The organism is Niallia sp. Sow4_A1, assembly GCF_052116745.1.
GTDB lineage: Bacteria > Bacillota > Bacilli > Bacillales > Cytobacillaceae > Niallia > Niallia hominis.
The window spans coordinates 1-20,469 of sequence record NZ_JBQKKM010000001.1; the positions used below are offsets into that span (position 1 = coordinate 1).

Annotated in this window: 19 protein-coding genes and 1 pseudogene; 13 read left to right on the forward strand and 7 right to left on the reverse strand. The window is 35.4% G+C overall.

The genetic code is table 11. From position 1 onward, the window contains the following. Window positions 1-207: 207 nt before the first annotated feature. A complete protein-coding gene (pepF, locus tag ACTQ5K_RS00005) occupies window positions 208-2,016 on the reverse strand; it encodes an oligoendopeptidase F (protein WP_441993115.1) in 1,809 nt (602 codons plus the stop codon). 263 nt (window positions 2,017-2,279) lie between these two features. Here pepF and ACTQ5K_RS00010 point away from each other — a divergent pair, with 263 nt between their 5' ends. From ACTQ5K_RS00010 to ACTQ5K_RS00030, 5 genes are all read left to right on the forward strand, one after another. After that, window positions 2,280-2,801 carry a VanZ family protein gene (locus ACTQ5K_RS00010; protein WP_349204639.1) on the forward strand — a complete coding sequence of 174 codons (522 nt, stop codon included), beginning with the start codon at window positions 2,280-2,282 and terminating at the stop codon, window positions 2,799-2,801. Between the two features lie 181 nt (window positions 2,802-2,982). Continuing rightward, complete coding sequence (locus ACTQ5K_RS00015) at window positions 2,983-3,525, forward strand: GNAT family N-acetyltransferase (protein WP_031537246.1); 543 nt, start codon at window positions 2,983-2,985, stop codon at window positions 3,523-3,525. 588 nt (window positions 3,526-4,113) lie between these two features. After that, window positions 4,114-4,686, forward strand: a complete 573-nt coding sequence (locus tag ACTQ5K_RS00020; protein ID WP_031537245.1) for a hypothetical protein — start codon at window positions 4,114-4,116, stop codon at window positions 4,684-4,686. Between the two features lie 156 nt (window positions 4,687-4,842). Further along, complete coding sequence (locus tag ACTQ5K_RS00025; RefSeq protein ID WP_235251604.1) at window positions 4,843-5,694, forward strand: Cof-type HAD-IIB family hydrolase; 852 nt, start codon at window positions 4,843-4,845, stop codon at window positions 5,692-5,694. A gap of 84 nt (window positions 5,695-5,778) precedes the next feature. Further along, window positions 5,779-5,907: a hypothetical protein gene (locus tag ACTQ5K_RS00030; protein ID WP_441993118.1), complete on the forward strand. Its 129-nt coding sequence runs from the start codon at window positions 5,779-5,781 to the stop codon at window positions 5,905-5,907. 353 nt (window positions 5,908-6,260) lie between these two features. On the opposite strand, the gene ACTQ5K_RS00035 is transcribed toward ACTQ5K_RS00030, so the two are convergent. Beyond that, window positions 6,261-6,680 (reverse strand): VOC family protein, encoded by a 420-nt coding sequence (locus ACTQ5K_RS00035; protein WP_031540474.1) that lies wholly within the window; start codon window positions 6,678-6,680, stop codon window positions 6,261-6,263. Between the two features lie 241 nt (window positions 6,681-6,921). Here ACTQ5K_RS00035 and ACTQ5K_RS00040 point away from each other — a divergent pair, with 241 nt between their 5' ends. Beyond that, a complete protein-coding gene (locus ACTQ5K_RS00040; RefSeq protein WP_441993120.1) occupies window positions 6,922-8,178 on the forward strand; it encodes an ATP-binding protein in 1,257 nt (418 codons plus the stop codon). 18 nt (window positions 8,179-8,196) lie between these two features. Here the strand turns inward: ACTQ5K_RS00040 and ACTQ5K_RS00045 are convergent, their stop codons facing one another. After that, window positions 8,197-8,490 (reverse strand): hypothetical protein, encoded by a 294-nt coding sequence (locus ACTQ5K_RS00045; RefSeq protein ID WP_349205500.1) that lies wholly within the window; start codon window positions 8,488-8,490, stop codon window positions 8,197-8,199. Between the two features lie 218 nt (window positions 8,491-8,708). On the opposite strand from ACTQ5K_RS00045, the gene ACTQ5K_RS00050 reads away from it, so the two are divergent. The 3 genes from ACTQ5K_RS00050 (at window position 8,709) to ACTQ5K_RS00060 (ending at window position 11,239) form a co-directional block, all read left to right on the forward strand. After that, on the forward strand, window positions 8,709-10,058 hold the full coding sequence (locus ACTQ5K_RS00050) for a UDP-glucose dehydrogenase family protein (protein WP_154708667.1): 1,350 nt from the start codon (window positions 8,709-8,711) through the stop codon (window positions 10,056-10,058). Window positions 10,059-10,245: 187 nt separating this feature from the next. Then, complete coding sequence (locus ACTQ5K_RS00055; protein WP_441993123.1) at window positions 10,246-10,872, forward strand: N-acetylmuramoyl-L-alanine amidase; 627 nt, start codon at window positions 10,246-10,248, stop codon at window positions 10,870-10,872. Next, on the forward strand, window positions 10,865-11,239 hold the full coding sequence (locus tag ACTQ5K_RS00060) for a hypothetical protein (protein ID WP_268817862.1): 375 nt from the start codon (window positions 10,865-10,867) through the stop codon (window positions 11,237-11,239). The genes ACTQ5K_RS00055 and ACTQ5K_RS00060 overlap by 8 nt, the downstream gene beginning before the upstream one ends. A gap of 113 nt (window positions 11,240-11,352) precedes the next feature. Here the strand turns inward: ACTQ5K_RS00060 and ACTQ5K_RS00065 are convergent. Then, window positions 11,353-11,490, reverse strand: a pseudogene (locus ACTQ5K_RS00065) (ATP-binding protein); the annotation flags it as partial. A 112-nt stretch (window positions 11,491-11,602) separates the two neighbouring features. Here ACTQ5K_RS00065 and ACTQ5K_RS00070 point away from each other — a divergent pair. Then, on the forward strand, window positions 11,603-14,728 hold the full coding sequence (locus tag ACTQ5K_RS00070) for an alpha-mannosidase (protein ID WP_441131962.1): 3,126 nt from the start codon (window positions 11,603-11,605) through the stop codon (window positions 14,726-14,728). Window positions 14,729-15,080: 352 nt separating this feature from the next. Here the strand turns inward: ACTQ5K_RS00070 and ACTQ5K_RS00075 are convergent, their stop codons facing one another. Both ACTQ5K_RS00075 and ACTQ5K_RS00080 read right to left on the reverse strand, forming a co-directional pair. Beyond that, window positions 15,081-15,212 carry a hypothetical protein gene (locus tag ACTQ5K_RS00075; RefSeq protein WP_268817857.1) on the reverse strand — a complete coding sequence of 44 codons (132 nt, stop codon included), beginning with the start codon at window positions 15,210-15,212 and terminating at the stop codon, window positions 15,081-15,083. A 352-nt stretch (window positions 15,213-15,564) separates the two neighbouring features. Continuing rightward, complete coding sequence (locus ACTQ5K_RS00080) at window positions 15,565-16,995, reverse strand: alanine/glycine:cation symporter family protein (protein ID WP_441131963.1); 1,431 nt, start codon at window positions 16,993-16,995, stop codon at window positions 15,565-15,567. A 404-nt stretch (window positions 16,996-17,399) separates the two neighbouring features. On the opposite strand from ACTQ5K_RS00080, the gene ACTQ5K_RS00085 reads away from it, so the two are divergent. Together ACTQ5K_RS00085 and ACTQ5K_RS00090 are read left to right on the forward strand one after the other, a co-directional pair. Further along, on the forward strand, window positions 17,400-18,014 hold the full coding sequence (locus tag ACTQ5K_RS00085; protein ID WP_154708671.1) for a nitroreductase family protein: 615 nt from the start codon (window positions 17,400-17,402) through the stop codon (window positions 18,012-18,014). Between the two features lie 122 nt (window positions 18,015-18,136). Further along, entirely contained in the window at window positions 18,137-18,961 is an 825-nt protein-coding gene (locus ACTQ5K_RS00090) for an aldo/keto reductase (protein ID WP_235251602.1), read from the forward strand. Between the two features lie 149 nt (window positions 18,962-19,110). On the opposite strand, the gene ACTQ5K_RS00095 is transcribed toward ACTQ5K_RS00090, so the two are convergent. Continuing rightward, window positions 19,111-19,833: a 3-ketoacyl-ACP reductase gene (locus ACTQ5K_RS00095; RefSeq protein ID WP_235251601.1), complete on the reverse strand. Its 723-nt coding sequence runs from the start codon at window positions 19,831-19,833 to the stop codon at window positions 19,111-19,113. Between the two features lie 183 nt (window positions 19,834-20,016). Between ACTQ5K_RS00095 and ACTQ5K_RS00100 the strand changes: the two genes are divergently transcribed. After that, window positions 20,017-20,469, forward strand: a complete 453-nt coding sequence (locus ACTQ5K_RS00100) for a hypothetical protein (RefSeq protein WP_251627664.1) — start codon at window positions 20,017-20,019, stop codon at window positions 20,467-20,469.

Here is a 20,469-nt window from a genome sequence, read left to right on the forward strand (position 1 = left end):
AAGTGCCTGAACTATTTCCAGTAAAGAACCAATATCAAATTAATGAAAAAGTGTTAAATTTAATATGGATAGGTGTTTTATATATGTCTCATTTGGCTAGGTCAGTTCATTTCTCCTCCTTTTTTTTATGTTCGCCTGTTGCTCCTTCATGAAGTGAAATGTAAGAACAGGCTCGTTATATTAAATATAGCTCAATATTCGAAAGTATTAATAACTAGCCTCTAATTCATCTATTAAGCTTCCAACATAGGCAATTGCTTTTTGGATTGGTTCTGGTGTGGACATGTCGACATTCGCTAATTTCATTAGTTCAAATGGTTTTAAGGTGCCTCCAGCTTTTAGAACCGTTAACCAGCGATCAACTGCTGGTTTTCCTTCCTCTTCAATCATTTGAGAGACAGCAGTTGATGCTGTTAGGCCCGCAGAGTAAGTATATGGATAAAGCCCCATATAATAATGTGGTTGGCGCATCCACGTTAGCCCAGCACCTTCATCTATTTCCACGCTATCTCCCCAGAATGACTTTAAGACTGCGAGGTTTTGCTCACATAAAACTTTTGCTGTGATTGGCATTCCTTGCTCTGCTAACTCATAGATTCTTCTTTGTAATGCACCCTCAAGTATATGGGTAACGAAATTATGATAATATGTGCCTAGCGATTGAAGGATTACCCATCTTCTGATTTGGGCATTAGTAGATTTTTTTATAATATGCTTACTCAAAAGCATTTCATTCATTGTAGATGGTGCCTCGACAAAGTAACGGGATGGTCGAGTATTGGAGATAATTTGATTTCTTCCAGCAAGAACGAAATGTCCTGCATGTCCAAGTTCATGGGCAAGTGTAAAAGTATTTCGCATGGAATTATGCCATGTCATTAATATATATGGATGTGCACCATACGGGCTGGAGCAGAAGGCGCCAGAACGTTTCCCATGGTTATCGGCTAAATCTACCCAACGATCCTTTAAACCTTTTTCCATAATCTCCATATACTCTGGACCCATCACATCAAGTGCCTCTAAAATAAGCTTAGATGCTTCTTCATAGGTGATTTCAGGATCATAGGTTGTATCAAGCGGTGCCTTTAGGTCACAATAATGAATTTTATCTAAACCTAAAATGCGTTCTTTTAATCTCGCATATCTCTGCATATGTGGTGCTAATTCTGTGAGAATGGTGTCCAGCTGGTTATGGTACATTTCTTTTGTCACTTGCTGTTCTTGTAAAAGCATATCGGTTACAGATTCATAGTTACGTAGACGAGATTCGATTACTTGTTTTTTCACTTCTGTTCCATAGGTAGCTGCATACGTATTTTTATAGCGATTTAGCCCTGCGGTAAAAGAGTCGTATGCTTTTCTTCTAATCTCTTTATCAGCAGATTCTTCATACTTTTCAAAGGAATTGAATGTTAACGGATATTCAGTCCCATTATTTGTAACAAAAGAAGAGAATTCCATATCGGATGTTTTGCTTCTTTGATATATCATATAAGGGGAACCATGGATTTCGCCAAAGGCCGCTAATACTTCTTCTGCTTCTGGTGATAACATATGAGGCTTTGCTTCCATTAGGTCATTTAGTGTTTTGGAGAAAACCTGCAATTCTTCTTCAGATTGCATATATGTATTTATTTCATCATTTGATAGTGTAAGAATTTCAGAATCAATAAACGAAAGGCTTGAACTCACTTTTGCATAGAGTGAAGAAACAATCGCATCGTTCTCTTGATATACAGGATTTAATCCATCTGTAGATTGATTAAGATTTGCATAGGTAATAGCTCTCGTTAATCTTTCATTTAGTGCATCTCGCGCTTTTAAGCATTCCAATAACATTGTAGCATTCTGATGAAACTTGCCTTTAAATTGAGTAACAGTAGGAATACTCTCTTCAATCGATGCTATTTCTTCTTTCCATCCTTCTTCTGTTTCAAATAAATCACGTAGGTCCCAAGTATGTTCTAAAGGAACTTCTGAACGGTAAAGCGTCTTTTCCATCTCTGTATTCATTTTTCATTCTCCTTCTCTAACAAACTATTTCGTTATTCGAAACGATTAGTTTGATTATACAATAAACCTATTAAAAGTGGGAATATTTTGTTTATTTAATCATTACATTGTTATTAAATAAGAAAGGAAGGAAAAAAATGCTACTCTTTACTAGAAGAATAATTGTATAATGGAAAAAACATCTTACTATTTCACTAAATTTTACAATTTTTTAATAAAGTGAATGGCTGAAAATTGATTATATAAAAAGGAATGAATGTAAATTGCCCCTGAAAATTTCCCGTAAAAAAAGATTTTATCTATTAGTGTTTATTTGTATTGCTTCTATGCTCGTTATTTTTTTCATCTCCCATATGCCATATCAGGAACAAGATATTAAGCCATTTTTACGAGATAAAGTGGATCTTTCTAATATCCCATTACCATCTATTCAATTTGAGTACGATGGTCAGATTGTTTCCACTGATGCAGATCCATATGGCTTTATAGAATTTCTATTTCGTAAAGCAGGACATGTTATCGGCTATTGTTTATTAAGCCTTCTTCTTTTTATAACACTCATGCATACAAGGGTAGAACGAAAATGGGTATATGTAATAAGTGGCGCCCTTGCCCTCCTTTATGCAATCTCAGATGAATGGCATCAAAGCTTTGTGCCTGGTAGAACAGGACATTGGCAGGACGCCATTATTATTGATGGAATGGGAGTAGTTTTGGGATTACTTGTTGGATACATTTGTACATCTTTAATAAAACGTAAGGGTACAAACGGACGGTTCTTTTAGATGGTAGCAACTAGAACGACCTTAAATCCTGAAGTGGTATAGAATTCAAATTTAGTTTTTGGAAAGAAAATAATAAGATGGCGTGGAAAAAAAGTCGACATTCAAGTAATCATCATAATCTGGAGTTTGTCATCGATTGAGCGATCCATTGGAGGTAATGAAGAGAGAGGAGCTGGTAACATTGTATCAAGATAAAGAATTGATAGTAAGACCAATTAAAGAGGAGGATCTCCATCGTCTTTGGACATTGGCATTCAAAGAGGAGTCACCTGAATGGAAAAAATGGGATGCTCCGTATTATGCACATAAAGCGATAACCTACGAAGAATTCTTAACAAAAAAGGACCGCTACCTAGAGAGAGAAGATTACTGGGCCATTGTTGTAGAAGGAGAGTTGATTGGCACTGTCGGCTATTATTGGGAACATGAGCCATCCAAATGGCTAGAGATGGGAATTGTTATTTATGCTCCGAATTATTGGAGCGGTGGATATGGAACAAGAGTAATAAAGCTTTGGATCGACCATTTATTTAAGAAAATGCCTTTAGTCCGGGTCGGGTATACAACATGGTCTGGCAATGAGCGGATGATTAAGATTGGAGAAAAGCTTGGTATGACGATGGAAGGACGAATGAGAAAGTGCCGTTATTATAATGGAGTATACTATGATTCAATTCGTATGGGAATTTTAAGGGAAGAATGGGAAGAGAATCAAGTAATATAATTCTAATATAGGGAAAAGATGCATAAAATTATGTACTGCTAATCATGTACTACATTCATTTTAGGAGTATAATGGAAGTAAATAATAATGGATAAAGGCAAATTGTTTAAAAGTATAGGCAGCAATGGAATCGAATAAGCATGGAAAATGAATGAATGGAGTGAGGTCCATGAAGAAAAAGGGTGAGTACGTATTTTTCTGCCAGCATTGTGGATTGCCTCAACGTATTCCAGCATTTGTGTTAAAAACGTACTTATGTGATGACATGGTAAAGCAATACTATTGTCACAATTGTAGCCGTGAAAATGTAATTCCTCCCTATATAAAAAAACTTAAATCTGAGCTCTAAGGGTATTTTTTTAAAAGCCAAGTGTATTAAACGCTTGGCTTTTGCTTTTTAAGACAAACTTGCAAGTTATATAAGCAATTCCATTATTTATGAGTATTTGTCGATATATTGTACAAACTATTTAAGGAGGAACATTATAATTTGTTGGTTAGTGAAGGAAACAATTTTTTTAACCTTATTATGAAGATGGTTACTAACCCCCCTCTTATAATGGAAACTTTAAGTAGGAGATGAATGAAGTGAACTACAAAGAAATTTGGGAAAAAATTAATGAACAGAATGACATATTACATTCTTTATACATTTCTTATTGGGATAAATTTTCGGATTATACGACATGGCAATTTTGGCTCATTGTTATTTCTTTAATTTTCCCATTAATCATTCTGTTTATAGCTATTGATAGAAGAAGATTATTTGAAATATTGTTCTTTGGCTATACTGTTCATTTACTTTGGGCATACATAGATCTTACTCTTAGCAGAGGGAATTTCTTAACACATACATACTTTCTATTTCCGCTTGTTCCTAATGCGTTAAATATTACAGGTTCTTTTCTTCCAGTAGGATATATATTAGTATATCAATATGCGACAAATCATCAGAAAAACTTTTATATACTAACAATACTATTAAGTGCTCTAAATGCTTTTGTTTTTGCCAATATTGAAGAAGCAATTGGATTAGTGACTTTTCATAGAGGAGTGAATGCCTTTCATTTATTCCTTTTGGATTTAGTGATAGTGTTTGTATCATTCTGGTTTACTAAATTACTGTTGAAATTTAGGATTAATAAGAGTGAAGAGATGTAATAAATGAGCATGTGTTTTACAGCACATGCTTATTTTTTTGCAAAAATTCTAGTGCAGAGAAAGGTTTTAAGCAATCGAAATGCTAAATCGATGCATTTGAGCAAAAATGTAACGAGGTGTATACTTGCGAGTAAGAGTATTAAAGGGGGATTTATTTTGTTACAAAAACCAAAGGCTATTTTTCTAGATATGGATGGTACGATTTTAAATCATCAGAATCAGGTAAGTCTGAAGACAAAAGAGATTATTGATGATTTACGAAAGGAGGGTTTCTTCGTTTTTATAGCAACAGGAAGATCCTTTGACGAAATTACATCTGTCGTACCAGAAGGATTTGAAGTAGATGGTTATGTTACTTCCAACGGCATGGCTGGATATATAGGAAAAGAGCCGATTTTTCAACATACACTACCTTTACAATTAGTTGAAACCATTATTGAAAAGGCAAGAGAGTATAAAGTATATTATGAGCTTTTCCCATATGGAGCTTCTCGTATAACATTAAATCAAGATAAGGAGTATGTTATGCACGAAATCAGGGAACCGAAGCCGGAAAGTGTTGGGATCAATGAATGGCTTTCTCGAAAAGAAGCAATTAATGGAAAAATAGATTGGAAGGATACAATAGAGGGAAGCAAATTTTCGAAGTTTTATTTCTTTGCTCGAACGAAAGAACATATTAACCAGTGGAAGCAAGTATTAGAAGAATTAAGAAAGGAAGTCGACTTTACTGCTTCTACATCCTCTGGACATAATGTAGAAGTAATGGTTGCAAATGTAAATAAAGCAACAGGCATTAAACAAATGCTAGAGAAGTTTAGTCTATCAGCGAAAGAGACGATGGGAATTGGAGATAGTGATAATGACATCCAAATGCTGCAATTCGTTTCCATGCCAGTTGCTATGCAAAATGCACCAGAACACATTAAAGAAATAGCAAAAGAAATAACAGAGTTAACTTGTGATGAAGATGGAGTTTGTCATTTCCTCACATCTAAATTTAAGTAACGAATAAATTGCTTGTTTTTACCATATTAGTCATAGCTCCATTTGGAAAACCTATTTAGAGGCAAACAGAAAGGAGTGTTAAAAATGACGAAAAAATATAACAATGGAAGTAAGAATCAATACTCACCAAAGGGAAATCAAACTAGTGTTAGTGACGATAACAGTAAAGGGAATAAACGGAATAAAGATCAAAGTGATAAAACAGAAGACTAAGAGGCTGGGACAAAAGCATCTCAACTAACAATACACACGAACACTTACAAAATTATTTGTGTAAATGTTCGTGTGTATTATTTTGAAAAAAGGTTTAGAAACGAAGTGGAATGGAGCGGAGGACACTCGACTCCTGCGGGAAATAGAGGAAAGGCTGAGACCCCGCAGGCGTGCCGAGGAGGATCAGCTTACTCCCCGGCGCATCGTGCGTCTGTAGCGCAATGGAACGACTTAGTTTTTACACTTAACTATATAAAAAAAATAAAGTAGCTTTATTTAAGAGCTGGATTAAAGATTGTTCGTCTTTAAAGATTAATTATTTAGTTTAGTCCCAGCCTCTTTTATATAATTGGTTAAAAAATAGTATTTTGTAATTTTTGAATATTTGCACTGTGAAATGGGGAATTGATTGGTTCATCCACCACACTAAATGGATTTCCATCTAGATCAAAGAAATCAAAGTATTTCATTCCACCAAAATCCTTTATTTCTGTCGTTTTCACACCGTTTTTATTCAAATACTCATATACCTCTTCAATATGATCTACAATAAAATTAAAGTAGGAATTTTTTTCTTCATTTTTTACTATAAATTCAGAGGATTGCGGTATATCCACTTGAATTAATGCAAGCTGAGTGGAACCGCTTGGAAAATAAAATCCGACCCCTTCTTCCCAGCTATCAATTTTCTTTACACCTAGCATTTTTTCATACCATTTACTTGCTTTCTCTAAGTCTGTAACGGGGATAAAAATACTTCCAATTCTAAACATAACTTTCTGTCTCCCTTCTAGATTTATGATATTTATGTTGATGGAAATTTCTTAATTATGTTAAATCGAATAAATATCTTTCATTCTATTATACAATAGGAAAAATGGAGAAATGTTTTTTGGGGAAATTTAAGAGCGCTCTGAATTTGTCGAGGATTAACTTGGTATTTTTAAAGGAATTTAGCGGAAAAGCTCGAATAATTAAGTAGCTAAATCTACTTAGAAGGGCTGGTTACTAATATTGTTAGCTTTTCCGACCGTTGAACAATTATCTTATCATTTGTTAGTGATTATCTTACCAATCGTTTGGTATCTATTAGTTAGTAAAGAAGAAATTTCACAGCGAAAAAAAATAATGTCAAATTTTTCTTTCAGCCTTTTTTTGATGCTTGTTCTCAGTATGGTGCATCCAATTGAGATTGGAGAGGGAGTTTATTATGATCTTAAAGTAGTTCCCATTCTATTAGCATTTGTCTATGGTGGCTTAAACACGAGTATCCTTTTAACCTTAATTTTAATAGGATATAAATTTTTTATGTTAGGGAATGCTTTTTATATGAATTTCTTTAATTACACTATTGCTGCTACCATTATTCTTATTTTAAAAAATAAATTGGTGACGCTTACCTTTAAAAAGAAATGGATAATAATTATGAGTGTTTACTGGCTAAGCGCCCTAACTCGAATTATAAATATATTCATTACCAATCAATTAGCCCAACTTCCTTTTACTTTGGTTTATACGTTTTCTACTTGGGGGGCATTATATATTGTTATCATCATGATCCAATATAATGAAGAGAAAATTCTTAATCAAACTAAAATTCAAATGGCGGAACGAGTAAATGCAGTAAGTCAATTGGCTGCATCTGTTGCACATGAGGTAAGAAACCCGATGACATCTGTGAAGGGATTTCTGCAACTAATACGTGGAGACAATAATTTATCTGAAAAACAAAGAAAATACATAGAAATATCGTTAGGAGAATTGGAACGTACAGAAACGATCATCAATGATTATTTATCAATGGCAAAACCTGTTTCGAGAGAAGAAGAGGACAATTTAAATATTACAGCTGAACTGAGGAGCATTATTGAAGTAATAACTTCTTATACAAATAATCATACTATTATCATCGATGCGGTGATCTCTAACCACCTCTATTGTAAAGGGAAAAGGAATGAATTTAGGCAGGCGATGATTAATATGATGAAAAATAGTGTAGAAGCTATGAATGGGAACGGTATATTAGCAGTCCGTGCATATGCTTTTGGAGAAAAAATTTATATTGAAATTGAAGACAATGGAATAGGAATGACGAGTAAACAGGTGAAACAATTAGGAACACCGTATTATTCTACCAAAGATAAAGGAACAGGTATTGGCCTTACCTTGGTATATCGTATTATAAGAGATATGAAGGGAGAAATAACGGTTGTCAGCAAAAAAGGACAAGGTACAATGTTTAGAATTGCCTTAGCAAAAGCAATCGCTTGATAAAGTGTGTCGATTCTTTTAATTAGAATCGACATTTTTATTATATTTTCTAATTAACTCGATGATAAAAAAGTCAATCCAAGAAATAATCGGAATGAATAGTGGCAGTACATAGATAGAAGTATGTCCTAATCCAAATAATTTAGCCTCTTCATTACATAAATAATATATCAGCGTAGATCCCACTAAAAAGACTGAATTCCAACAAAAAGCAATCAATAATGCTACCCATTTATTTTTTGTTTGTATAAAGGTAAGAATAGAGAGGATAGCAGAAATGAAGAAGGATATAAAAATGAAGATACTAACCAATAGATTCCCTCCAAATCTTTCATATTAGATGTATTTTAACATAAGTTACTTTTGATGATAGGTGAAAAATTTACATTACTTTACTAAAAATATAAAAAAGATTAAAAGAGAATAAATAGTAAAGCAATATACTAAAGATATTCTGAATAGAATTGCCTTTTTATTGATTAATATAGAGCAAGTTTGGTCTCTAATTTTTTACATAAGGAGATTGTAGAATGAATATCACAGTGGCAGGTACAGGATATGTTGGATTAGTGACAGGTGTTTGTTTAGCAGAAGTTGGTCACCAAGTTACGTGTGTGGATCCATCCCAAGAGAAAATCGTTCTATTAAACTTAGGGATTTCGCCGATTTATGAGCCGGAATTAGATGGATTAATAGAAAAAAATACGAATGCAGGGAAATTAACATTTACCACAGATTATGAACAGGCTTATGCTCAATCAGATGTTATTTTCATTGGCGTTGGAACACCAGAGAATGAAGATGGGTCAGCTAATTTACATTATGTATTCCAAGTTGTAAAGCAAATTGCCGAAAGTATAACCCGTGATTGTCTGATTGTCATTAAATCAACGGTTCCAATTGGAACAAATGACCGGTTGGAAACCTATATTAAGCATCATTTAAAACATAAAGTTGCTGTTGAAGTTGCTTCAAATCCAGAATTTCTTGCACAAGGAAGTGCGATTAAAGATACATTATATGCCTCTCGGATAGTAATTGGGGTAGAGAGTAAGCGGGCAAAAGACATATTAACTTCTATTTATGAACCATTTAAACAACCAATTTTAACGATGAATCGTCGCAGTGCTGAAATGGTTAAATATGCATCAAATGATTTCCTTGCATTAAAGATTTCTTTCATCAATGATATTGCCAATCTATGCGAGGTAGTTGGAGCAAATATCGATGACGTTACAAGTGGGATGAGCTATGATGAGCGTATAGGAAAAAAATTCTTAAATCCTGGTATTGGGTACGGTGGTTCGTGTTTTCCAAAGGATACTAAAGCTTTACATTGGCTCGCTGAAGAAGAAGGTTATGTCTTGCGTACAGTGAAGGCAGCGATAGAGGTAAATGAAAAGCAAAAATTCAAGCTAATTTCAAAAGCGAGGACCGAGTTTTCATCCTTCCATGGGCTAAAAGTGGCTGTGCTCGGACTAACTTTTAAGCCTGGAACAGATGATTTACGAGAAGCTCCTTCTATTCCTAATGTGCGGTTATTATTAAATGAAGGCGCAAAGGTACATGTATATGATCCAGTTGGAGCAGAGAACTTTAAAAAACTCTTTCCTACTGACGTAGTTTACGAAAAAATACCAGAGAAGGCACTTGAAGGGGCAGACATTTGCTTCATTTTTACCGAATGGGAAGAAATTAAGGCGATTGATTTAACCATTATTAAGGAGAAGATGAACGAACCGTTTGTTTTTGATGGGCGTAATTGTTTTCCACTGGAGGAAGCAAGAGAGGTAGGCATTAATTATTTCTCCATCGGTCGACCACATGTAAAAGGGATGAGGGCTGGAGGCAGAGATGGGGATGGCTTCCTTGTTTCATAGTCTACTTGATAAAATATATTCAATTTGCAAAGGATTCTCCAGGTTCGTTGAGAGTCCTTTTTTTTGACTAATTTAACTGTAAAATTGCTTAGCTGCACGTAGTAAGGATCCTATATATCGTCATAGGAACAGATGACAGCGTTTGTCATAAAATAAATCATAACACCAAAATAGGGAGTGAAGAAGAATGGTGAAAATCTTTATCGATCCAGGACATGGTGGGACTGATTCAGGAGCAGTAGGTAATGGGTTACAAGAAAAAGCATTAACATTAACTATTGCTAAAAAAATAGAAACTTTATTAAAAAGTTATGAAGACGTTAGTGTAAGAATGAGCCGCACTAATGATACTACTTTATCATTAACGCAACGTACGAATGCAGCAAATACATGGGGAGCTGACTTCTTTCTATCCATTCATATTAATGCTGGAGGAGGTTCTGGCTACGAGGATTACCGTTATAATACTTTATCTGCAACTAGCAATGCTGGGAAAATCCAAGCAGCTATCCATACAGCTGTAATGAATGAACTAAAAGCTTTTGGTGTCTTTGATCGCGGGGTTAAATCAGCAAATTTCCATGTGCTAAGGGAGAGTAATATGAACGCCATGCTAACGGAAAACCTCTTTATTGATACGAAAGCGGATGCTGATTTGCTTAAAAGAAATGATGTGTTAGACGCTATAGCTCGTGGACATGTAACAGGTATTGCGAAAGCATATAATCTTAAAGTGAAAGCGACTCAACCAACTCAATCAACGCAACCAGCTCCAAAGCCTGCGACTACTTCGTCTACCATCTATTATGTATGATGCACATATACAAGGAATCGGCTGGCAAGGGTGGAAAAAAGATGGTCAAACAGCTGGAACCACTGGAGAATCAAAAAGGCTAGAAGCGTTAACTGTTAGATTGGTAAATACAGATGCTGAATTAGAGATGCAAGGACATGTACAAGGGAAGGGCTGGACAACGTTAAGAGGTAATGGCGAAGTAATTGGAACAATCGGTTTGGGGTTGCGTATGGAAGCTATTCGAATAAAAGTTACAGGTTTAAATGTTCAATACAGAGTCCATGTGGAATACGAAGGATGGACAGAGTGGAAAAGAAATGGAGAGGACGCAGGTACGACAGGACAGAGTAAACGAATTGAGGCAATAGAAATCAAGTTTGTTTAGGAAATCTACAATAATGTTCATTTGAATAGGAAATCGAATGAATGAAGGATAAACCCCCTAGAAAATTTGTTTTATTTATTTTCTAGGGTGAATGTATAATGATTAGCAGCTACTTAGTAATGTGATTTTGGTAAAGTAATCGTAAATGTTGTGCCAACATCAACTTCGCTAGCTACACTAATGGTTCCTTGATGACTTTCAATTATTTGAAAGCTAATCATTAGACCAATGCCCGTTCCCTTTGCTTTGGTTTCCTTCCATTTCAAATCTCTCTCTTTTAAATATACAGGTTGACTATCCTACTGATTATAAGATAATGAGTGTAGTCGAAATTTTAGGAATTATCTTACAAGGAGGTATTCTATGTTCTGGACAGAGAAAAAATTAGAAGCAAGAATAAAGGAACTAGATAAATATCGTTATCGAGATTCCATTTTCTTAGAGTCCTTTCATATACAATTAGATGAAGAAGGAAAAATTGGTGCAAGACCACCGGAAGATGGGGAATGGACAACCATTAACGTAGGAGCTAACTGGGCAGGAAGGGATCAATATGCTTGGTTAAAGACAGAAGTTGCGATTCCTGCGAGCTGGAGGGATAGAAAAGTACTAGGATATTTTGACTTTGGTATAACAGATGGAGGGACCAATTCAGGATTTGAATCATTGTTATATGTGAACCAGGAAACGTACCAAGGAGTAGATGCTAACCATCGAGAAGTTTTTCTTAAGAAAACGCATTGTGGAACAAATGTAAGCCTGATTTTTCGGCTATGGTCTGGCTTAGAGGGAGGCGGAATTCCTCAAGTTCAAGAGAATAAGATCAAGACTGCCAAGATTGGCTGGCTTGATGAAGCAACAGATGATTTATATTATACGGCAAAAGCAGTGATTCAAACGATACAAATTTTAGATAATAACCGTGCGGAATACCAAGCCCTTCTTACTTCATTAAATCAAGCTTTTATGGAAATAGACTGGGTGGAGCCAGGTTCTGCTGTATTCTATGAATCTATCAACAAAGCAAATAATATTTTGAATAATGCCTTAGATAAAATGGAAAAGCAATCTGCTGTCACAATCCATGCCATTGGCCACACACATATTGATGTAGCATGGTTATGGCGATTGAAGCATACACGAGAAAAAGCAGCGCGTTCTTTCTCAACAGTACTGCGCTTAATGGAGCAATATCCAGAATACATATTTATGCAATCACAGCCACAGCTTTATGCCTATATCAAAGAGGATTATCCAGAAATTTATGCTCAATTAAAGGATAGAGTGGCAGAGGGCAGATGGGAGCCAGAAGGTGGAATGTGGCTTGAACCTGACTGTAATTTGCCATCTGGGGAATCTTTCGTCCGACAATTATTACACGGAACAAGGTTTTTAAAAGAAGAGTTTGGTGTAACAAGTAAGTATCTATGGTTGCCAGATGTTTTTGGTTATAGCTGGTCATTGCCGCAGATTTTAAAGCAATCAGGTATTGAGACTTTTATGACGACAAAGATTAGCTGGAATCAGTATAATCGGATGCCACATGATACATTTCAATGGCGAGGTATTGATGGAACGGAAATTTTAACTCATTTTGTAACAACTCCCTATCCGAACAGCAGAGGCTGGGCTTATGACTACAATGGAGAAATGCAAGCAGATGTCGTTCAAGGTGTTTGGGATAACTATAAAGACAAAAATATTACGCAAGATTTACTGATGTCCTATGGCTATGGAGATGGTGGGGGCGGAGTAAACCGAGATATGCTGGAAATGCGGAGAAGATTTGACCGAATTCCTGGTCTTCCTCATGTGAAATCAACAAAAGCGGGCGATTATTTTGAAGCGCTTCATGAAAAAGTGAATAGCACAGATGAGTACGTCCACACATGGGATGGCGAGCTTTATTTAGAATTTCACCGCGGAACCTATACAAGCCAAGCCTATAATAAAAGAAGTAATCGAAAAAAGGAATTATTGTACCGGGAAACAGAGTTGCTAAGTGTTTTAGCAAGTGTGTTTACAGAGGATTGGTCCTCTTATCCACAGGAATCTCTTCATAAAGGCTGGACAATTTTATTGCGAAATCAATTCCATGATATCATTCCTGGCTCATCCATTCGGGAAGTGTATGAGGATAGCATTCTAGAATATGAAGAAGCAAAGAAACTTGCATATGAAGTGCAAGAAAAAGTTTCAAACAGCATAGTAGATAAGAACGCCTTCCAATATACAGTGATGAATGATTCCTCTTGGACACGTTCTGGAATAGTAGAAATTCCGGTTAAGGACGGCTTGGAAGAGGGGCAATGGGTATCAGAACAGGAAAAAGTACTACAAGCTGAAAAAGTGAATGAGAAATGGCTTGTACAAATGAAAGATGTTCCATCCCATGGACTAGCTAATATTGCCTTTATATCTGGTAATATTGGAGGACAGGATAAACAATCCTCTTTTGTGATAAATGAATCTGGGATTGAATCATGTTTTTATAAAATTAGTTGGAATGAAAAAGGACAATTAAGTCGTATTTTTGATAAAAAGGCACATAGAGAGATCTTAAAAGCAAAGCAAACAGGGAACGTACTGCAAGTTTTTGAAGACAAACCTTTGAGATGGGAAGCCTGGGATATAGACATTTTCTATCAAGAAAAGCATAAAGAGATTTCAGCCCTTGAAAATATTGAAGTGGTAGAGAATAACTCCTTACGTGCAGTAATACGGTTTATGTGGACGTATCATCATTCTAAAATAGTGCAGGAGCTTATTCTTTATTCAGAAAATCCGAGAATGGATTTTAAGACAGAGGTTGATTGGCATGAACAACATCAGCTATTAAAGGTTGCATTTCCTGTAGAGATTCGATCTACACAAGCAACCTATGATATTCAATTTGGAAATGTCCAAAGACCTACTCATTGGAATACAAGCTGGGATTATGCTAAGTTTGAAACAGTTGGACACCAATGGGCAGATCTATCAGAACATGGCTATGGAATTAGTCTTTTGAACGATTGTAAATATGGCTATGACATTAAAGATTCTACGATGCGTCTTTCCCTAATTAAATCTGGAACTTATCCAGATTATCTACAGGACCAAGGAGCTCATACGTTTACTTATTCGATTTTGCCCCATGAAGGCGACTGGAGAGAAGGTAGAACTGTCCAAGAGGCGTGGGATTTGAATCAGCCGTTAAAAGGATTAGAAGGAAAGTTAAAAACCACTGATTTCTCTTTATTCAAGGTAGCGTCCAGTCATTGTCTAATTGATGCAGTCAAAAAAGCAGAGGATGATAATAAAATCATTGTTCGTTTACATGAATTTATGGGGAAAAGGGGAATGGTAGAGCTAACATCAGATTCCCTTATTCAATCTTGGCGAGAATGCAATATTATGGAGCAACCAATTGGCGATAAACAGGAAAATGCAAAGCTATCATTTGAAATTAAGCCATATGAAATTAAGACGTTTTTAGTGGAAATCTAAATTTTCTAGGCAGGCTCTAAAGTGTTAAATATACTTTGAAGTCTGCCTTTTGCATGTTTTAATTGAAGGAAGCTTATACTTGGCCTTTTCTTATGTAACTCACAAATAATCGCTATTTTAAAAGACTTGTCTAAAGAAGGGGCAATATAACTAAACGAAAAACAGCATTTAATATAACAATTAGAACTTTTGGAAAAATTATTTCGTGCCCAGTATATAGGGACAAAGAGAGAAGGAGGAATAAAGGATAAAGTATTTATTGTACAAAACCCTTTCCCATTAGAAATACAATGCTACAGAGGTGCAATATATATAGAAATGAGAAAACTTTTGATAGAACCACTAAAAGAAGTTAGGGTCTATTTTTCTTTGTTATTTTCAATGCTTTTTCTAAAGGGATTATATCTTTCTCGATTGCCTTTAAATCAGACTGACACTTTTTTAATAGGTTTTGAATTTCATTCCATTTTTTGTTTTGAATCATAATAGCTTCTCCTTACATAATTGTGGTAATAATAAAAATTATGTGCAGTAAAGAAGAAGTATTCGTATTAAGAGTTGTTTCTTAGTTATTTTATGATAGAGGAAGTTACTTAGCAGGAGATTTTATATAATTTATCTTAGTATAGATGAACATAGTGCAGAATTTTGCTGCGGAATGAAGATGTGATTTTGGAATGGAAGGCGAATACATGAAAAACGGATATATAATCCAAAAGGAAGTGGATATGATCCAAATCTAATTTTCAATCCCAAACCACCTGCAATATTAAAATTGAACTGGACTGCCAATAATGACAGACCAGTTCAATTTACCACAAATCATTTAATCAAATCTAAACAACCTCTTTAATCGCCTTGTTCTTCCTCAATGGCCAAGCTTCTACTCCCTTAAGACCCTTGATATCATTTCGGTAGAAAACAGGTTCTTTTCCTAGCTTTCTCTGTTTCATATAATGATCAAGTGCTTTAAAGGCAATAGGTCCGAGAATGGCGATAGCAGCTAAGTTTACAAGAGCCATTATTGCCATCGTAAAGTCAGCGAGATCCCAAACGATTTGCAGATTAGCTACTGCACCAAACATTACCATTCCAAGTGCTAATACTCGATAAAAGTTTAAGAAATTTTTGCTTTTACTAATAAACGGTAGGTTTGCTTCGCCGTAATAGTAGCACCCGATGATGGAAGTAAAGGCGAATAGGAATATGGCAATACCTAAGAAAATGCCACCCCATGTGCCAAAGTGTTCTGCCATCGCAGCTTGTGATAATTCAATGCCTGTTAAGCCTGATCCATATGCATCAGAAGTTAGGATAATAAAGGCAGTTGCAGAACAAACGAGTAAAGTATCAAAGAATACACCGAGGGCCTGAATAAATCCTTGTTTTGCCGGGTGGGATACAGATGCGGTTGCAGCCGCAATGGGATCTCCTCCAATCCCAGCTCCATTGGAGAAGAGACCTCTTTTAACTCCATTCATAATAGCTGCAGCAATTCCGCCGCCAACTACTTGTTCCATACCGAAGGCACTTTTAAAAATTAATGCTAAAACATGAGGAATCTCTGTAATATTGGTGATTACTACAAAGATTGCAAGAAGAATATAGCCTAAGGCCATAAAGGGAACGATAAGAGATGAAATATCAGCAATACGTTTAATACCACCAAAAACAACTAAACTAGTAAGAATGACCAAGGCAACTCCAGCGATAATGGGACTAAGGCCAAATGAGTTTTCTAATGCAACAGCAATCGTATTACTCTGTACTGCATTAAAGGTAGTACCATATGAAAGAATCATCATGACAGCGAAAAGGGCACTCATCCACTTTTTATTCAGCTGCTTTTTCATATAGTAGGCAGGACCACCTTTGAAACGGCCATTGTCTTTTGCTTTATAAATTTGTGCCAAAGTATTTTCCACAAATGAGCTGGCACTGCCGAGAATAGCTACCATCCACATCCAAAATACTGCTCCAGGTCCTCCAATTGCTAAGGCAATGGCTACTCCTGCAAGATTGCCTGTACCAATTCGAGTACCTGCCCCTACGAAAAATGCTTGTAGAGAAGAAATTTGTTTTTTCTCTGTGTGTTCAGGTGGCTTCTCTTTCACTTTCAATAAGCGAAACATTTCTTTTACATGCCTGATTTGTGCAAATTTTGATCCAATGGTGAAGTATATCCCAAGCCCAAGTAAAACGGCTATCAACACATACCCCCAAAGTACCGTATTTCCACTTGCGATTAACTTTTCAATAATATTCACGCAACCCCTCCCAAAAATTTTATGGTTTCGATTATCTCGAAAAATGTTGCACCTGTCAAATAAAATTGGTCGTTATCACTGTCAAAAAACCGATGTGGATATTTATGGAATCGTCTGTATCCCTTATTATTATTGGCTTTAATTGATAGTGCTAAATAATTTAATTATTTAAAAAATTATTTTAGAGTGTACGAGAAGAAAGCAGTTAATAATTACTTTTATAGACAGGGTAGAGCTTCATTTTATCTGTATGCTGCTTCATTAATTATTATTGTTAATAAACCATTCATTAGTGGGACATATGTCATGTTGGAAAAAATTCAAATCGTCCCCTTTGACAACATCTACTTACTAATGGTAAGTTAGTTGTTGTCTATAACGAAATAGAAAGTTGGAGGGGAATTATGTCACAATTAGAACAAGTTATGAAGAGTCGTAAGTCAGTTAGAGTTTATGATTCTACTCACAAAATGGATAAGCAGGAATTAGAAGAAATCATAGAGATGGCTACAAGTGCTCCATCTTCAAGTAATCTACAATCTTGGAGATTTATTGTTATACAAGATCAAGAAATCAAAAAAGAGTTACGAGCAATTGGAAACAATCAAGCGCAAATTGAAGATTCTTCCGCAATTATTGCAGTATTAGGAGATACAGAAGCTTATAGAAACGTAGAGAAAATCTATGAACAAAATGTTTCTCTTGGTTACATGGATCAAGCTATTGCAGATAGAACAATTAGCAATACACAAAGCATATACCCTAATCTTCCAAAACAAACACTAGCTCAAATTGCTAGCTATGATGCAGGATTAATTTCTATGCAAATTCTATTACTAGCCAAAGAACGGGGATATGATACGGTAGTAATGGGAGGCTTTGATAAAGCAGCATTTGCCAAACGGTTTGATTTGCCTGAAAATCAATTTCCAATTACATTAATTGCTATAGGTAAAGCCACTGCACCTGCTTTTAATACAAGTAGATTGCCGGTTGAAAAGATTACGAAATTTTATTGATTGAAGATAATTATAAGGGAAGAGATAATCTTTAAGGTTGTCTCTTTTTAAACCATTCTTTTTGTAATTTATTCCTAAGCACGCTAAACTAAAAGAGAATTCAGAAAGAGGAGTGTGAAAAGATGAACGATGTTACATTAAATAATGGCTTAAAGATGCCCCAACTAGGATTTGGCGTATGGCAGGTTCCTGATGAGGAAGCGGCTCTTGCTGTTACGAATGCCTTTAAAGTTGGCTATACCTCTATTGATACAGCGATGGTATATCGAAATGAACAAGGCGTTGGAAAAGCAATTAAAGATTCGTCTATTCCCCGTGAAGATTTATTTATCACAACAAAGGTTTGGAATAGTGATCAGGGGTATGAAAATACGCTAAGAGCTTTTGATGAAAGCTTAGAAAGATTAGGTCTTGATTATGTTGATCTCTATTTGATTCACTGGCCAACTCCACAATTTGATGAATATGTTGATACATATAAGGCATTAGAAAAGTTATATAGAGATGGCAGAGTAAAGGCCATTGGTGTTTGCAACTTTGAAATGGAACACTTAGAGCGCATTTTGAATGAATGTGAAGTAAAGCCTGTTTTGAATCAGGTTGAATGTCATCCGTACTTAGCCCAAAATGAATTAAAAGAATATTGTGCAAAGCATGATATATTTGTTGAAGCGTGGAGTCCACTTGATCAAGGAGGAGAAGTCCTTCAAGATGCAGTCATCCAACAGATAGCAGTAGCAAAAGGGAAAACACCAGCACAAGTAGTACTACGTTGGCATTTGCAAAATAATACGATCGTCATTCCAAAATCTGTTACACCATCTCGTATTGAGGAAAATTTTCAAGTATTTGATTTTGAATTAACGAATGAGGAAATGAAACAAATTAATGAGCTAAACCGCGACAGACGAAAAGGTCCACATCCAAATGATATGAATAAACGATAATAAAGAAAAGGGAATAGAGATGCTATTAAAAACTAGCAATTCTATTCCCTTTTACTTTGTTTACAGTTAGGAGAATATTTGTGAAGCCTCATTCCTCTACCGAACACTCCTAAACCGATACTCTTAATTATTTTCTTTTCACAGAACCTTTAGAAAGGATTTGTTCCTATTACAGTAGCTGCTTTTACATAGATTCTTGGATGTAATTTTAATTGAGAAACAATAAGTTCAGCGATATCTTCTGGCTGCATATACTTCTCTGCACTGCCTTTGATTAAATCAGTTTGAACAGCTAGTTCTGTTGCAACTGTGCTTGGTGTTAAGGATGTAACGCGAATATTGTTTCTGCGTACCTCTTGTGCCAATGATTCTGTCATTCCAATTAGACCGAATTTAGAAGCACTATAAGCACTAGACGTTGCTGCCCCATTTAAACCATTTGTGGAAGAAATATTGATAATATCTCCACCATTTTTTTCAATTAATTGTGGTAGAACTGCTCGAGTTACATAGTATGGCCCCATTAGGTTTACATCAATGATTTTCTTCCATTCTTCAGGATTCATGTCCAATAGAGACCCAAATGTTCCAATTCCAGCATTATTAATCAAAATATCTGCTTTTCCAAGCTCTTTTGTTAATGTCGCGACTGCTTCGTTTACTTCTTCTAAAGAAGAGACGTCAACAGTTGCATAAGCAGCTTTAACACCAAGTGCTTCAACCTCTGTTACTACTTCTTTTAACGCTTCTTCTGTACGAGCGAGTAAGCCTACATTTACTCCTTCATTTGCTAATGAAATTGCTACAGCTTTCCCAATTCCTCTTCCAGCTCCTGTAATGAATGCAATTTTTCCTTTTAAAGCTTGTGCCATAATAAGCAACTCCTTCCAAGATAAACTCCTCTTTAAATATCTTTTACTATTTTATAATTTTCTCTAACCATAAGCAAGAAAGCCGCTTAGAGAAAAAAAGACCCCTTCCCTTTTTCATTGTGTAAGAGAGGAAAAACAAGGATAATAAAGTCAAGATGTTCTTACTAAAAAGGAGGATTAGATATGTCTTTTTCCTTGTCTCCTATTGGTTTGGTTATTGCTATTGGATTACTTTTACCGAATATCCTGTTTATTATTTTTTTTCCACCAAAAAATATACCTTCTAAAACGAGAAGCACTCCTCTTATCTTTCCTTTTATGGAAAGGGTAGGACAAATAGGCTGTCTATTTCTATTATCTACTACTACTAATCCGGTAAAAGTAATAGATGGGTGGTTGATTCTATCCTTGCTTTTTCTCCTCTTGTATTATCTTCTTTGGATTATGTATGTAAAGAATGACCGAGACTACAGCTTTCTTACAAAGTCTTTTCTGTTTATTCCTATTCCATTAGCAATTTTGCCTTGCTGTATTTTTTTCGTATCAGCCATTTGGGGACATTCTATATGGTTAGGAATAGGTACTATTATTTTTGCAATTGGTCATTGGAAAGTAAGCTCGGATAGTATTGTATAA

Excerpts from the sequence above, each read along its gene's own strand:
- ACTQ5K_RS00070 (WP_441131962.1), top strand. The coding sequence starts at position 11,603 with ATGTTCTGGACAGAGAAAAAATTAGAAGCAAGAATAAAGGAACTAGAT.
- ACTQ5K_RS00030 (WP_441993118.1), top strand. The coding sequence starts at position 5,779 with ATGACGAAAAAATATAACAATGGAAGTAAGAATCAATACTCACCAAAG.
- ACTQ5K_RS00075 (WP_268817857.1), bottom strand. The coding sequence starts at position 15,212 with ATGATTCAAAACAAAAAATGGAATGAAATTCAAAACCTATTAAAAAAG.
- ACTQ5K_RS00085 (WP_154708671.1), top strand. The coding sequence starts at position 17,400 with ATGTCACAATTAGAACAAGTTATGAAGAGTCGTAAGTCAGTTAGAGTT.
- ACTQ5K_RS00050 (WP_154708667.1), top strand. The coding sequence starts at position 8,709 with ATGAATATCACAGTGGCAGGTACAGGATATGTTGGATTAGTGACAGGT.
- pepF (WP_441993115.1), bottom strand. The coding sequence starts at position 2,016 with ATGAATACAGAGATGGAAAAGACGCTTTACCGTTCAGAAGTTCCTTTA.
- ACTQ5K_RS00060 (WP_268817862.1), top strand. The coding sequence starts at position 10,865 with ATGTATGATGCACATATACAAGGAATCGGCTGGCAAGGGTGGAAAAAA.
- ACTQ5K_RS00100 (WP_251627664.1), top strand. The coding sequence starts at position 20,017 with ATGTCTTTTTCCTTGTCTCCTATTGGTTTGGTTATTGCTATTGGATTA.
- ACTQ5K_RS00035 (WP_031540474.1), bottom strand. The coding sequence starts at position 6,680 with ATGTTTAGAATTGGAAGTATTTTTATCCCCGTTACAGACTTAGAGAAA.
- ACTQ5K_RS00055 (WP_441993123.1), top strand. The coding sequence starts at position 10,246 with ATGGTGAAAATCTTTATCGATCCAGGACATGGTGGGACTGATTCAGGA.
- ACTQ5K_RS00090 (WP_235251602.1), top strand. The coding sequence starts at position 18,137 with ATGAACGATGTTACATTAAATAATGGCTTAAAGATGCCCCAACTAGGA.
- ACTQ5K_RS00095 (WP_235251601.1), bottom strand. The coding sequence starts at position 19,833 with ATGGCACAAGCTTTAAAAGGAAAAATTGCATTCATTACAGGAGCTGGA.